This is a genomic window from Pseudoteredinibacter isoporae, from assembly GCF_040372805.1.
GTDB lineage: Bacteria > Pseudomonadota > Gammaproteobacteria > Pseudomonadales > Cellvibrionaceae > Pseudoteredinibacter > Pseudoteredinibacter isoporae_A.
Genome location: NZ_BAABWJ010000009.1, coordinates 34234 through 49118 on the forward strand (window position 1 = coordinate 34234; position 14885 = coordinate 49118).

Genomic DNA, 14885 nt, shown 5'->3' on the forward strand with positions numbered 1-14885 from the left:
TAGTAATACCACCAACACACAATAGCAGAACATACCATGAGCACAGCCGCTACACCCGTTTATCTGAGTCAAAGCAGTCAGCAATGTTCCTTGCTGCAACAATTCATTGAAAATCAGTCCTTTAGTCTGTCAGGTGATTGCCGGCCGAGAGAGGATCAAGCGCGCCTGATCATAATGTCTCCGGAATTCAAGCTGGATCAGCTCGACAAAGCTTGGGCTTGTATTGCCGACTTGAACTTGACCGAGGTCGCCATCGACAAATTGTCCGATCAGGCTTGGCAATTGCCCCTGAGCGAAGCCTTGAGCGATGAGCAGCAGGCTACATTGGCGAATGTGAAGCCCCGCTTGCTGGCATTGGATATCGAAATTAACTATCTGGCGGATGGGGTCGCGCCATTTTTATCGAACACGGGTGCATTGGCCTGTTTCGACATGGATTCCACGCTGATTCAAGTGGAAGTGATTGATGAGCTGGCCAAGGCGGCTGGTGTGGGAGAGCAGGTGGCTGCGGTAACGGAGGCGGCTATGCGCGGAGAACTGGATTTCCGCGAGAGTTTTATCCAGCGTATGTCGACACTTAAAGGGCTGGATGAAGCGGTTCTGGCGGACATTGCTGCTCACATTCCCCTTTCCCCGGGTATGCCAGAATTAATCCAAGGCTTGAAAGCCCTGGGCTTTAAAACCGCTATTTTTTCAGGTGGTTTTGATTATTTTGCGGGCCAGCTGCAACAGCGCTTCGGTTTTGATCAGGTTTTTGCCAATCGTCTGGATATCGTCGATGGCAAGGTCACGGGGCAGGCAAAGGGCGATATTGTCGATGCAGAACGCAAAGCTCAATTGCTTGAGCGCTTGGCGAACGAGTATGGCTTACCTTTGTCGAGCACCATCGCCGTGGGTGATGGTGCCAATGATTTGTTGATGTTGGCGAAAGCGGGAATGGGGGTGGCCTATCGGGCGAAGCCTATCGTTCGCGAGCAGGCACAGTTCAGCATCAGTCAGTTGGGATTGGATGCACTGTTGTATCTACTTGGGCAGAGACAAGACTGATCTGTCATAGAAGGTCGTACACAATGGACGGTTGTGTTAACCGTCCATTGTGAAGTCGTATTCCATCGCTGGGGCCGGGGCTTGCAAATAGTGCCCTTGAATATAGTGCACACCGGCTTGCCAGAGGCTGGATAGGATACTGGCGTTTTCAACCTGTGGAATGAAGCTGGTTTTTCCGGCGTCGTGCAGCTCCCCGAGCAAGGTAATCAGTGCATCTGGGCTTTGATTGTTGTTCTGGATATCCAATGCAAAAGAACCGTCGACCTTATACAAATCTGTGTTCAGGTGTTTGATGGTATTGGATGGGTTCAGTGAGCAGCCAAAGTTAGTAATGATGCAGCTGGCCTTGATACCTTGCACCTCAGTGATAAAGCTTTGGGTATCTTTCAGGTTCTGATTGGCGTCTTTTTCGCTGATCTGGAAGGCAACACTGTTGGCGCCAATTTTAGCAGCCTGCAATACTCGGCTCACCCAGGGAATCAAAGTTCGATCTTGAATGGATTCTGCACTGATCGTCATCATCAGCTTGGTTTTCGGGCTCTGGCTACGTTGTTTGGCCAGCGTCTTCATAGATTCCAGGATCACCCAGCGGTCCAGTTTTGTGGCACTGCCAATGGATTTGGCTAAGTCGAGAAAATGCGCTGGGGAAATTTCTTCACCGTGTTCGTCCAGCATGCGCAGCAATACTTCGTAGAACTCCTCTCCGGAGCCACGCAGTGAAATCACCGGTTGGAAGAGCAGGCGGAAGCGGCCTTGAGAAATGGCCTTTTGGATATCGTCGGCGCTGGTTTTCTCAGAACCTACCCGCTTGGGTTCGTAGATCTTGATCCGAGGGGCGTCATCATCGCTGTCGTTACGAACGCTGTTGATGGCTTCCGCGGCCTGGTCGATCACCGTATCACTGTCGCTGGAGTTTTCATTCACCACAGCCACACCAATACTGGCATTGACCTGAACGGTTTTATGGTTGGCCTCGATGATGCTGTCGCCACAACGTTGCAGGATGCTCTCGCAGCATTTTTGTACCGCATCCATGGTGGGGTGGTGACTGAGCACCATAAAGGCATCATCGGCGAAGCGAGTCAGAACGTCTTTCTCGCCGAGGTTGGGTTGAATCAGTTCGGCAATTTGTTTGAGGACATCATCACTGGCGCTCAGACCAACCTTTGGCTGAATCTGTTCAAAGAAGTTGTCGATCTCAATCAGCATCACAAAGGCTTGAGGCGCTTCGGTGTTGATCAATTGATTGAGGTGCTGGCTCATGTACTGGCGGTTGTAGAGACCGGTGCCGTGGTCGAGATGCTTCATTTTTTGCATCTCTTCGACCATATCCTGATCCTGCGCGTTACTTTGGGTGCGCAGCTCAATACAGGGCTCTTCTTCAAAGCGGCCGTGGTTCAGTGATACCAGTAATTCCTGGACACTGTCATCGGCACAGACACAGCGCAGTTTATATTGTTGCTGGTCCAGTTCATTGCCTTGCAACGTGAATTCCTGCAAAAAAGACTTCACTTCGGACTGCTGGGATTCTTCAACCAAATCGATGACCGGCGTGCACTCGACTTCTTCGGCGTCTTGATATTTCAGTAGTTCGGCAAAAGATTTATTGACGTAGAGACAGAGGCCGTCCTGGATAAACGCGATACCATCACGGGAACTGTCCAACAGCTCGTGGGCGCGTTGCTCCGCTTCCCGGCGTTTCTTGTCGGCTTGAATACGTTGCTGTCGTTGGCGTCGATTTTCAACTTCGCGATCGATCACCAGTAGCAGGTGTTGATCCTGGTCGAGCTGCACCACATCACAGGCGCCACGTTTCATCCCTTCAACGGTTATATGGCTGCCTTCGCGATCGCTTTGGAGAATAACCGGCACGTCTTTATTGTGGCGGCGAATGGTTTGGATACAGTGGTCGACATCAGCGGCACTGTCTTCCGCAATCAGAAGCTCCCAGTTTTGCTCTTGCAGTTGGGCTTCCATGGTTTCGGCGTTAACCAGCTGGGCACGAACGTTTTTGCCTGCATTGTGTAGCATGCTAATCAGGCGTTCTGCTTCGCTTTCTGAATCGTTTAGAATCAGTAGCCGTAATGTCTGGTCAGATATCATCATCGTCCATTAAAACTCGGGGCAAGTACTACTCAAAACATTGCCTAAACCCCTGTACAAGGGGGGCTAATACTAACCCATCAACTTGCAAGGCGAAACCCACAGCACAAGGGTATTTTTTGTTTTTGAGAAGGTCGTTTAGCCTGTCTCTAGGGTCCTGAACTCAAACTGACTGATCGAGCCTGTGTCCATAGTTTTCCTGGTAAGTTGAATGGTCTTTTCTTCTCCGCGTCGGTTCAAGCGGACTTTTTGGCCTTCCTGAAAAGGCACGGAAGGCGTCAACAAGCTCGTTTTACGTCGCAGGCTTTTTTGCTCAGGCAAAAAGAACACACGCATGTAATCGGCATTATCGCCGCTTTTGTGAATTAAAGAGGCCCCGTAGGGGCTGGCCAGTGCGGATAACAGCTCCACACCGAATGAGCTTGAACCGCGGCTTTGGCGAACCCAGCGAATGATTCCGAGAGTCCAGGAGGTGGCGCCAGATTCTTTCAGGGCGATGAGTTCGCCTGATTTCAGGGATTTGGGAACATTTTCCTGCCATTGCAAGCAGTAACCGCCCTGGCTGCGATCTTCACTGATGACGGTATTCACTGGGAATTTGTCTTTTGCCTGCTCGTGCTCACGCTTGGCCAGTTGGGTTTCAATGTCCAGGGTGGAAAACACCAGAGGATCAAAATTACGACCGGCCCCAACACCGGCATCAAAAGCGTTCGACCAGGGGTCATCGCCAATTCGCTCTTCGGTCTGGCCTTTCAAGTAGGGGTTGCCATCCTGTTGCAGGTTGACCTTTCCGGTACTCAGCACAAAGCTCTCAAATGGAATCCCGCCGCTCAAGTGGAAATGGATGCTGCTGATGCCAACCACCGCCTGCAGTTCCTGTTTGTAGCTCATGCGTTCGTGGGCGCGGTGATACTGAGTGCCCCAGGCTTTAATCAAATGGGACAGCAGGGAGCTGCTGATGCCTTTGGGGATACTGAGGACGTCGCCACCTTCCAGTTTGCCTTCCAATTGTTTGTCCAACAGGGACAGCAGTTGGGAAACGTCGACCTCTACGCAATCGCCTTGCTCAGAAATCGGCACCAGGTTTTTCGGGCTGGGCGGGCGATCACTTTGTGGGTTGACCAAGAACAGTGCGTTACTGTTGCTGTGATTCGGGCGCAGTCGGATATGACTCGACCAAAGTTCCAGCAATTTATAACTGGTGGACACATCAAACTGACGCAGTTTGTTGGGGTTGGCACAGGCCAGGAGCAAGATGCGCTGATAGGTCTCACGGAGGGTGCTTTGCTGGATATGAGTCAGCAGTTCATCGGCAATGGGTAGCTGTTCCAGGCTATTGCTCTGAGCCACTTGATACAGGCTGTGCAAGCTGAGCCAGAGCCCTGGAGTGGTGGCTGCGTACAGTTGATAGCTGCGCATCAGCTGGATACCCAGGCCGTTGATGGCGCGATGCAGAGCCATCGTTAGAGCTTGCGCGTGAGGACCTTCAGGGTTACCGTCATTGAGCTTTTCATCGCAGGCAATATCACGAGCCACAATGCAGTAGCCATGGGTAATGTGTTTTTGCAGCGCCAGGGCGACAATCGCGGCTTTCATGGCATCGTCGGGCAAAACCACGGGCTTGTTCAAAAAGCTCTGGGACAGGCCTTCGATGCTACGCTGAACATAGGGGCGAAGGCTCTCTAGCATGGCCAGGCGCTGATTGGGTTTGGCTTGCAGGCGGGCCACTTCAGGTAGGGCCTTATACAGAATAACGCTGGTGTGGTTAACGCGAGTTGCCGGTAAATTGTCGGCCCACGCAGCAACGTCTTGGGGTCGTGAGTTTCTGCAGAAGCTCAACGACTCCAAATCTTGAGGGGGCAATTTCATTTGCCCAAACAATTTAATTGCAATTCCTACAGCGCTCATTGACGACCCGGCGATTCCCATTGGATGCTTTTTATTTGTGCATCTTGATAGTTTCTTATCTAAGTAGCAGCAGTTATTCAGCGTCTATTCAATAGGCTGCTACTCAGCTTTTCTATTTTATGTGAAGCTTATCACAATAATAGACTAAACTAGGGGAGTTTTCGCAGCTTTGCCGGGTATTTCTTGGGTAAGAAGTGGAACCAGGTAACCCGGTAGTTTGGCTCTAAGTTGGTAGTAAAGTTGGCGAGCTTTCTCATCCTCAACTTGAAAATGAGCGGCACCTTGGACCTTGTCGAGTTGATGCAGGTAGTAAGGTTGAATGTGATTTTCAAACAGCGCTTCACTCAGTTGCGCAAGAATGTCGCTCCTGTCATTGATTCCTTTCAACAGAACCGATTGATTAAACAATCTTACGTCGGCGTCTTTGAGGCGTTTGCAGGCTTGGCTGAGTTCCGGTGAGATTTCCTGCGGGTGGTTTATGTGCAATACCATGGAGGTTTGCAAGCGCTCACTGCTGAGCCATTCCAGCAGTTTGTCATCGATTCGTTTGGGTAAAACCACCGGCAAACGGCTGTGGATTCTAAGGCGTTTGATGTGGGGTATCTGTTCCAATTGGCTTGCCAGCCAGGCCAGTTGCTTATCGCTTTGAGTAAGCGGGTCGCCACCGCTGAGAATGACCTCGCTCAGACTTTCGTCATGCGCAATATAGTCGACAGCATCCAGCCATTGCTTACGGCCCAGGTGATGCTCCTGGTACGGGAAGTGGCGGCGGAAACAGTACCGACAGTTAATGGCGCACTGATTACTCGCCATCAACAGCAGGCGCCCCTGGTATTTGTGGATCACACCAGGCAGGGGGGTAAACTGTTTGGTCTCTTCCAGTGGCTCGCTGCTGTAGCCTGGGGTCTCCACCGTCTCTGCGAGACCCGGTAAAACCTGCAGCAGCAGAGGGTCGTTGGGGTTTCCGGCTTCCATTAGCCCGACGAAGTGGCGGGTGACCCGAACTTCAAACTGCTCGGCGGCTTCAGGGCACAGTTGCTCCGTTTTCAGTGCCAGCAATTCCGCTAGCTCTGCAGGGTGCTTGATCAAATCCTGCAAGTCTTGTTGCCACGTTCTAGGGTGGGACTCGAGTGGGTGATGCGGCAGGATTGTGTTCATAGTTTTCGGGGCATTTGCGTACAACAGGGGGCGCATTGTAGCAGTTCTGTCAGATGCCGGGAGACTCTCGAACTGAAGCGCAATGCTGGGTATAATGGCCGGCTTTACGCTCGATGCCTCAAGTTGCCGACGGAAGTTGGTGCTCTGAATGTGTATTGAGGCAAGTCTTGAACATGAAATTGGGAACAATCATGGCAAATTACTCCACCAATGAATTTCGTAGCGGCCTGAAAGTGATGCTGGACGGCGAGCCATGCTCAATTCTGGATAATGAATTCGTGAAACCCGGTAAAGGCCAGGCCTTTAACCGCGTAAAGCTGCGTAACCTGAACTCCGGTCGCGTATGGGAGCGCACCTTTAAGTCCGGCGAGAGCTTAGAGGGTGCGGACGTTATGGATTACGATATGGAATACCTTTACACCGATGGTGAGTTTTGGCATTTCATGGATCCGAACAGCTATGAGCAGCACCAGGCCGATGAGAAAGCGGTTGGTGATTCCGCCAAATGGTTGCGTGAGCAGGACACTGTGACGGTGACCTTGTACAACGGTTCTCCTTTGGCGATTACGCCGCCAAACCACGTTGAGCTTGAAATTACCGAAACCGATCCAGGCTTGAAAGGTGATACCGCACAAGGTGGCACCAAGCCGGCGACGCTGTCTACAGGTGCTGTTGTGAAAGTACCTCTGTTCTTGTCCCAGGGCGAGAAGATTCGAGTGGATACCCGTACCGGTGAATATCTGGGCCGCGCTAAGGATTAAGCTGTTATCAGGCTGATGTCGGCCTGCCTTCAGCCATACTAAACAGGCCAGCTAATGCTGGCCTGTTTGCTTTCAGATATTAATATTGTTCACGCCCAAGCAGGATAAACCCATGAATTCCCAGGATTGGCAGCCCAATGCACATTCCGAGATGCTGCAACTCAGAGGCGCAGTCAATCGGACCGTGCGTGATTTTTTCCATCAACGCCGGGTATTGGAAGTGGAAACTCCGCTGCTTGCACAGCATCCTGTCAGTGACCCCTATATTGAATGTTTGCGCTGCTCCCATCAGGGGAAGCCTTACTATCTGCAAAGCTCACCAGAATATGCCATGAAGCGTATGTTGGCCGCCGGCAGTGGTGATATCTATAGTCTGGCGAAGGTGTTTCGGGCGGGGGAAAGTGGCCGCCGCCACAATACTGAATTCACGATGTTGGAGTGGTATCGAGAGGGTTTTGATGATCGGCAACTTATGACAGAGTTAGAAGCTCTGATTCAAAGTGTCATGCCGGTTTTCTCTGAGCATCACAGCAACCGAGCCTCAGCCGAAAGGGGAGCGTTTCGCTCCATTCTTCCGGTGGTTTACAAAAGCTATGGTGATTTATTTTGCGAGCATCTGTCCGTTGATCCTCACTCGGCCAGCTTGGCGGAATTGCAAGCTTGTATTGATCGACACCTCGATATGGGGGGATACCGTTGCGACGATATCAGCACGGCGTTGGATGTGTTAATCAGTCAGCATATTGAGCCCCAACTTCCACAGGGGTTGGTGTTTATTTATGACTATCCGGCGTGTCAGGCCGCTTTGGCGCGAGTGATGCCTGATGATCAGGGGCGGTTGGTAGCCAAGCGTTTTGAGGCGTTTGTTGATGGCATGGAATTGGCCAATGGTTATTGGGAGTTGCAAGACGCACAAGAGCAGCGCGAACGATTTACCGCAGACAATCAGCAGCGTCGGAACCGTGGTCTTACTGAAGTCAGTATTGATGAGCGTTTGCTAGCCGCGATGGCATCGGGTTTGCCGGATTGTGCTGGGGTGGCTTTGGGGCTTGATCGTTTACTGTTGCAACTCAGCGAAGCTGAGCACATTTCTGAAGTGCTCAGCTTCGCCTGGTCGCGGGCCTAGGAACTCGGGATCAGAGTTTGTCTAAATCGCAATTCAGCTGATGATCCATATTCAAAGCGGGTTGCTGGGTATCAGGACAGCCGACAACTTTAGCGGGCACACCGGCAACGGTGGTGTGTGGTTCAACATCTTTCAATACAACGCTACCTGCACCTACTTTGGCGCCTTCACCAATTTCAATATTGCCAATAATTTTTGCGCCTGCACTGATCAATACACCGGCTCGCACCTTGGGGTGGCGATCGCCAGAAACCTTGCCGGTTCCGCCGAGTGTAACGGCCTGCATAATGGATACATTGTCTTCGACAACAGCGGTCTCACCAATCACAATGCCTGTGGCATGGTCGAGCATAATGCCCTGGCCAATGGTGGCCGCAGGGTGAATATCAACTGAAAAAACCACTGAGATACGGTTTTGGAAAAACAAAGCCAAAGCCTGGCGTTCATGGCGCCACAACCAATTTGCAATGCGAAAAGCCTGCAATGCGTGGAAGCCTTTGTAATACAAAAAGGGAATCGATAGGGAATTGCAGGCGGAATCTCGATGTTTAACGGCAGCGATATCCGCACGCATGGCGGCACCAATCGTTGGGTCTGCGCGCAATGCCTGATGAATGACTTCTCGAATTAACAACGCGGATGCTTCTGGGCTCTCCAGTTTGTTGGCGAGATGGTAGCTGAGTGAGCACTCCAGAGATTCGTGATTCAGAATGGTGGCGTGCAGAAAACTGGCTAAAATGGGTTCTTTTTCGGCTTGTTGCTGGGTTTCCTGACGAATACTTTCCCAGACGAAATCACCGTGTTCAGAACCGCTGTTTGCTTTTGCGGTATGGGCTGTATTTGGGGCGCCTATATTCATTCGCCTTCACCTATATCATGATTTTCGCATGTAACTATATCCTATAAGCCCGGAGGCTGCCCCCAGGCTAACAAGGATTGGCTATCAATTTTTGTAAAGTCTGACCAGTTGCCCTGGAAAGCCGACAAGCCGAGTAAACGCGTTAATAAACCTGCAGGGCGGGTTCCTGCATGGCCGCCAATTGCTCCCGTAGGGAAAGGATATGTTCGGCCCAATAACGTTCGGTATTGAACCAGGGAAAGGCTTTTGGAAAAGCCGGATCACCCCAGCGTCGTGCCAGCCAGGCTGAATACTGCATCAATCGCAAGCTGCGTAAGGCTTCGATCAGTTGGATTTCAGCCGTGTCAAAATCACAGAACTCACGGTACCCCTCAAGGATTTCGCTCAATTGTTCGGTCTGTTGAAGGCGAGTGCCCGACAGCAACATCCACAGATCTTGTACCGCCGGGGCCATTCGCGCGTCATCGAAGTCCACAAAATGAGCGGTGTCGTGTCGCCAGAGAATATTGCCGATATGGCAGTCCCCGTGGCATCGAATCCACTTGGCATCACTGCGAGCAAAAGTCTCTTCGACCCGTTGCAAGATGTCCAGACTGAGGCTGTCATAGGCGGGAATTAAATCATCCGGAATAAATTTCTCAGCCAGCAAAAATTCGCGGCTGGCCCGGCCGAAACTTTCAATGTCCAGTTTGGGACGATATTGAAAGTCGCTTTGTTTGCCCATTTGGTGAATACGTCCCAAGGCTCGGCCAATGCTGAATAGTTGGTCCAAATCGCCAGTTTCAGGCGCGTGTCCTCCCTGGCGGGGGTACAGCGCAAAATAGAAACCGGCATGTTCGAACAAAGTGTCCCCCTGTCCATTTTCCCAAGGGGCAACCACCGAGAGATCCAAATCTCGCAGAGCTTGGCTGAACTGGTGTTCTTCCAAAATCTGTTCCCGGCTCCAGCGTTCCGGGCGGTAGAACTTTCCAATTAACGCCGGTGCATCCTCAATGCCTATCTGGTAAACCCGATTTTCATAACTGTTCAATGGGTATATACGCAGATCACAAATCAGCCCCTGGGATTCCACTGCGTCGATTACGGTCTCGGGATGTAAGGCATCGTAGGGGTGTTGCATAGGGACTCTCTTCATTCTGTCGCCGCGTGGGAACGCTTGTTGCTGGCACAGGTGGTTGTGCCCATCTCAGGCATAGGATACGCGAAAAGCCGACCCTGGGGATATGGGAATGTGTATAAGGCCCTGTCTTAATGCCTCATGGCAGGTATAATCCTTGGCTGATTTTTAATCCGCATTCAGAGGTGTAGGGCATGGCCATCCCAGGCATAAAAGACGTAATTCTCACATTGCTGTTCTCTGTGTTGGTGAGTTCTGGCTTGGCGGGTTCTGTATCAGCACAATCTGCTGATCAACCGCCTGTAGAAGTCGCGGCAACGGATGTGGGGCTTGATGAAGCAACAGGGGGCGACTCTGTTTCCGAAGCCGATGCGCAAGCACTAACTGAACCGGTGCCGGAGGCTGAGGAAAAGCAAGCCTATGGCTTTTTGCAAAGCCACAGTGTGTTCTCAAAGGTGTTGGATGAAGAGCGTCGTTACAAAGTTTATTTGCCTGCCAGCTATTACGCCAAGCCGGATTACAATTATCCTGTGCTGTACCTGGTTGATGGTGATTACAACTTCTTGAGCATTGCGGCCATGGTTGAGAATCTGGCGAAGGGGAATAATCCTTTGATTCCAGAGATGATCGTAGTGGGTATTTCGGCGAAAGGTATCGCCAGCTACCGAAATAATATGCAGCCTTCCTTGCCCCTGGGCAAAGGTGGAGATGCCGATGATTTTCTGAGCTTTATCCAAGATGAGTTGAAAGCTGAGATTCGGCAACACTATCGCAGTTCGGGTTTTGATATTTTGGAGGGACAATCCATTGGGGGGCTGTTTGTGGTGAACAGTTTGTTGACCAACAGCGACAGCTTTTCCGCGTACATTGCGATCAGCCCAATGATGTGGTGGGAAAGTTATCGCATGGAAGGCAAGGTTGAAGACTACCTGAAAAAAATCAAAGCGCCGACGAAGAAGTTGTATTTATCGCTAGCCAATGAGCCTCGCATGGGGGTGTACGGTTTGGTGGAGCAGCTTGATCGCCATCGCCCGCCTGCTGTGGATTGGGACTTCAAACACTTTAGCCAAGAGAACCATGATTCCGTGACGCTTCCGGCATTGCGTCATGCGTTGAAAGATCTGTTTGCGGGTTGGTACATCTCCTATAAAGATTTGGCGGCCTATGAGAATTTCGATGCCGTACGCAATCATTATCAAGGATACTTGCAGCGTTTTAATTTGCAGCAGGCCATTCCTGCCTACACCTACAAAGCCTTGATGCACCAATATCCGAAAGAGGAAAAAGCAGAAAAGGCGGCGAGCCTGTATTTGCAGACCACCCAGCATCTGCCACTGTCACTGATCGATCTGCGTAACCATTTGGCGGCTTTGGCCATCAAAGAAAAAGAATATGACAAAGCAGGTGAATTACTGCAGGCGTCTTTTAAGGAAAACGCCAACGACTTCAGTGTCCAGCAGGCGATCTCGAAATGGCATCGTGCTCAACGCCAATGGGATGAAGCGGAAGAAGCGGCAAGCAATGCTCTGGCACTGGCCAAACAGCAGTTACAGCGAGACTGGATGATAGCGATTCTTGAAGATGAGTTAGCGGAGATTCGAGAACGAAAATAAGAAACATGTACGAATAGACAATAAAAAAGCCGGCAAATATGCCGGCTTTTTTGTGTCGCTGTGAAGTGGGTTTACGCCTGGTGATTGTACAGATGCACATCGCGTTGTGGGAAAGGAATGCTGATTTTTGCCTTATCCAAAGCCACTTTCATTTGTTCATTGATGTCGAAGTATACATCCCAGTAATCATCTGGCGTCGCCCAAGGCCATACGGCTAAATTTACCGAGCTGTCACCCATGGAGTCCACACCGACAAACGGTGCTGGGCTGTCCATCACTTTGGGGTGTGACTCCATTACTTTCATGATCACTTTTTTCGCTTTGGCGATATCTGAATCATAAGAAATGCCAATGCTCAGGTCGACACGCAGCTGGCCTTCGCCACTGAAGTTCACCACATTGCCATTGGACATGGCGCCATTGGGGACAATGACTTGTTTGTTGTCCAGGGTAACCAGAACGGTGACAAAAATCTGAATATCTTTCACGACACCCAGTTCACCTTGAGCTTTGATTAAATCGCCAACCTTGTAGGGTTTGAACAAAATAATTAAAACGCCACCTGCAAAGTTAGCCAGGCTGCCCTGTAAGGCCAGGCCTACCGCCAAACCGGCTGCACCCAGAACGGCGATGAAGGAGGTGGTTTCGATGCCGACCATCGATGCAACGCTGAGTGCCAATAGGGCTTTTAAACCCCAGGAAACCAGATTGCTGATAAAGCTGATCAGGGTCTCATCGGTGTTGGATTTTTTCAGCCCGGACTGAGTAATTTTCACCACAATGCCAATCAGCCAAAGGCCGACAAGTAGAGTGGCGAGGGCCAGTAAAAGGCGTGGTGTGTAGCTCATAAAGAGCTCGACTGCGACTTGAGAGTAATGGTTAATCTGTTCCATTTTTATATCTCCATGATAGATAGAGTGGAACAGATGCTAGCAAGAGGGAATGAATTGAAGCTGAACTGTGCAGGGCGGGATCGCCCTGCGCTGTGTGTGCTCGTCGCGTGAACTAGCGTTTGCGAACGACCAGGCTGCCAATGGAGTAACCGGCGCCAAAGGAACAGATCACGCCGTGATCTCCGGCTTGCAGATCCTGAGAATACTTGTGGAAGGCAATCAGTGAGCCCGCTGATGCGGTGTTGGCAAACTCGTCCAGAACGATGGGCGCTTCTTCCGCGCTCGCGTCGCGGCCCAGCAGCTTTTTGCTGATCAATAAATTCATATTGATATTGGCTTGATGCAACCACCAGCGTTTTACATTTTCAGCCGTCAGATCATGGCGAGAGAGATGCTCGCTGATGTGTTCGGCCGCCAATGGGCACACCTCTTTAAACACTTTACGGCCGTTCTGGTGGAACAGGTTTTCCTTCCAGAATGGATCGACGTCGTTGGTGCGAGCCGCATGACCAAAGCTGGAACGAATATTGTTAGAAAACGAGGTGAAGGCCTTGGTGCTGAGAACATCCCAGCAGTTTTCTGAATTGGCGGTTTCTTCTGCCTCTACGATGGTCGCGGTGGCAACGTCGCCGAAAATAAAGTGGCTGTCTCGATCGGAGTAGTCAATCTGCGGCGTGGTGAGTTCAGGGTTGATGCAAAGCACGGCTTTGGCGGTACCAGCGGTCACCATTTCATAGGCTCGTTGCAGAGCAAAAGTTGCAGCCGAGCAAGCTACCAACATGTCGAAGCCGAAACCTTCAATACCCAAAGCGGTTTGAACCTCGATCGCAATCGCGGGGTAGGAGCGTTGTGTGTAAGCGCAGCTGACGATAACGGCATCGATATCCGCCGCTGTCTTATTGGCTGCAGCCATAGCATCTTTTGCAGCTTCAATGGCCATCAATGCCTGGTCACTGGTTTCGTCCTCCGCTTTCAGGGGGATCACAGGATACAGGCGATCAACATCCAAGATACCTTCTTTGCGATACACATAGCGGCTTTTGATGCCGGATGCCTTCTCAATAAATTCCGCACTGGATTTGGCTTTGGCGGTCAGTTCGCCAGCCTCGATGGCTGCGGCATTCTCTTCGTTGTACTTATCAGCATAGGCATTTAAGGCCTCAACCAGTTCTTCATTACTTACGCTGTGTGGGGGGGTGTACAGGCCCGTGCCGCTAATGACGATGTTCTTATTCATAATATTGTTGTGTTCCAAAATGCGGTAAAACTCATGGGATTTGCCGTTAAATGGTCAGCTTTATGGCGATATCAGCTGTTTTCCGGCGAACAGTTGCATAACAAAAGCATGTGGCTCAATTGTCGCCTAGGCCTGTAGTGAGTGTCTAATTTCGCTGTGGATTAACTGGTCATATGTTGGGGTGTTCTGGCCAGGCAGGCGATATCAACTGATGTGGCGTCATGCTCCATTAAAAGCTGGCTGATGACATTGGCTGTGCTGGCGGTTGTCATTACATCATCGACCAGCAACAGCTTGAGGCCGGCGACTGTGCTGCGAATCTGAAAGCTGGTTTTCAAATTATTCAGCCTTTGTTTGCGGCTTAATCCTTGCTGACTCCGGCTCCAGCGCCTTTTGGCTAATGTAGAGCGGTATGGAAGCTGACAGGTTCGGGATAGGGCCTTCGCCAACAGATAGGATTGGTTATAGCCTCGCCAAAACCGCTTCAATGGGTGGCTGGGTACGGCTAATACCGCATCAAATGTTTCACCGCTCTGTTCCAGATACATATCAACGGTTCGGCTTAATTGGGTTTCTAAAAAACGCCTCGCGGGCCGATCGGCCTGATATTTAAAGCGTTGAATCAAAGTGCTGATCGGGAATTCGTATCGCCAAAGGCAAAGACAATGCCTGAACGCCGGGGGTGCTTTCAAGCAGTGTGGACACAGTTCGGCACCGTGGCCTAAAGGCAATGCACAGCGCTGGCAGCAATGTTCAAGCCAGGGCAGGCCAGCGAGACAAGGTGAACAGGCGGGTTCGTCGGGTTTGCCGCAAAACAGGCACTGGTCGGGGAAGCACTTTTCGGCAATATTAAGAAGAAGACGGGAGGTTATTGGTGTGGGCATGATGGCTTGAGTATCTCCTTCGAGTGTGGACCTGGAAACCTTAGTTAACCGTTTGGGGTTTTTGGGTTGACAGGGTGATTTCAACTCTTATGATGCTAGCTCTATAAGATCAGGGCTAAAGCCCAAAGTGTGATTTAGCTGCCGAGCTGCCAAACAACGTGCACTTGCCCACATACGTA

General features: G+C 51.0%; 12 protein-coding genes. 4 read left to right on the forward strand and 8 right to left on the reverse strand.

The genetic code is table 11. The features are described from left to right. Positions 1-36: 36 nt before the first annotated feature. Positions 37-1047: a phosphoserine phosphatase SerB gene (serB, locus tag ABWW03_RS15990; protein ID WP_353409930.1), complete on the forward strand. Its 1011-nt coding sequence runs from the start codon at positions 37-39 to the stop codon at positions 1045-1047. A 36-nt stretch (positions 1048-1083) separates the two neighbouring features. Here serB and ABWW03_RS15995 read toward each other — a convergent pair whose 3' ends face one another. From ABWW03_RS15995 to epmB, 3 genes are all read right to left on the reverse strand, one after another. Next, entirely contained in the window at positions 1084-3153 is a 2070-nt protein-coding gene (locus tag ABWW03_RS15995; RefSeq protein ID WP_353409932.1) for an EAL domain-containing response regulator, read from the reverse strand. Between the two features lie 135 nt (positions 3154-3288). Continuing rightward, positions 3289-5058, reverse strand: a complete 1770-nt coding sequence (locus tag ABWW03_RS16000; protein ID WP_353409934.1) for a hypothetical protein — start codon at positions 5056-5058, stop codon at positions 3289-3291. A gap of 144 nt (positions 5059-5202) precedes the next feature. Then, positions 5203-6216 (reverse strand): EF-P beta-lysylation protein EpmB, encoded by a 1014-nt coding sequence (gene epmB, locus ABWW03_RS16005; protein ID WP_353409937.1) that lies wholly within the window; start codon positions 6214-6216, stop codon positions 5203-5205. A gap of 191 nt (positions 6217-6407) precedes the next feature. Here epmB and efp point away from each other — a divergent pair, with 191 nt between their 5' ends. Together efp and epmA are read left to right on the forward strand one after the other, a co-directional pair. Next, positions 6408-6977 (forward strand): elongation factor P, encoded by a 570-nt coding sequence (gene efp, locus ABWW03_RS16010; RefSeq protein WP_353409939.1) that lies wholly within the window; start codon positions 6408-6410, stop codon positions 6975-6977. A gap of 112 nt (positions 6978-7089) precedes the next feature. Beyond that, positions 7090-8103: an EF-P lysine aminoacylase EpmA gene (gene epmA, locus ABWW03_RS16015; RefSeq protein ID WP_353409941.1), complete on the forward strand. Its 1014-nt coding sequence runs from the start codon at positions 7090-7092 to the stop codon at positions 8101-8103. A gap of 10 nt (positions 8104-8113) precedes the next feature. Here epmA and cysE read toward each other — a convergent pair whose 3' ends face one another. Continuing rightward, positions 8114-8962 (reverse strand): serine O-acetyltransferase, encoded by an 849-nt coding sequence (gene cysE, locus ABWW03_RS16020; protein WP_353409943.1) that lies wholly within the window; start codon positions 8960-8962, stop codon positions 8114-8116. 142 nt (positions 8963-9104) lie between these two features. After that, positions 9105-10082, reverse strand: a complete 978-nt coding sequence (locus ABWW03_RS16025) for a serine/threonine protein kinase (protein WP_353409945.1) — start codon at positions 10080-10082, stop codon at positions 9105-9107. Between the two features lie 191 nt (positions 10083-10273). Here ABWW03_RS16025 and ABWW03_RS16030 point away from each other — a divergent pair, with 191 nt between their 5' ends. After that, a complete protein-coding gene (locus ABWW03_RS16030; RefSeq protein WP_353409947.1) occupies positions 10274-11692 on the forward strand; it encodes an alpha/beta hydrolase-fold protein in 1419 nt (472 codons plus the stop codon). A gap of 71 nt (positions 11693-11763) precedes the next feature. On the opposite strand, the gene ABWW03_RS16035 is transcribed toward ABWW03_RS16030, so the two are convergent. The 3 genes from ABWW03_RS16035 to ABWW03_RS16045 all read right to left on the reverse strand — a co-directional run bounded on the left by ABWW03_RS16035 (position 11764) and on the right by ABWW03_RS16045 (position 14706). Next, positions 11764-12585 carry a mechanosensitive ion channel family protein gene (locus ABWW03_RS16035; RefSeq protein WP_353409949.1) on the reverse strand — a complete coding sequence of 274 codons (822 nt, stop codon included), beginning with the start codon at positions 12583-12585 and terminating at the stop codon, positions 11764-11766. Positions 12586-12697: 112 nt separating this feature from the next. Then, entirely contained in the window at positions 12698-13822 is a 1125-nt protein-coding gene (locus tag ABWW03_RS16040) for a beta-ketoacyl-ACP synthase III (protein ID WP_353409951.1), read from the reverse strand. Positions 13823-13983: 161 nt separating this feature from the next. Then, complete coding sequence (locus tag ABWW03_RS16045; RefSeq protein WP_353409953.1) at positions 13984-14706, reverse strand: ComF family protein; 723 nt, start codon at positions 14704-14706, stop codon at positions 13984-13986. Between the last annotated feature and the right edge of the window lie 179 nt (positions 14707-14885).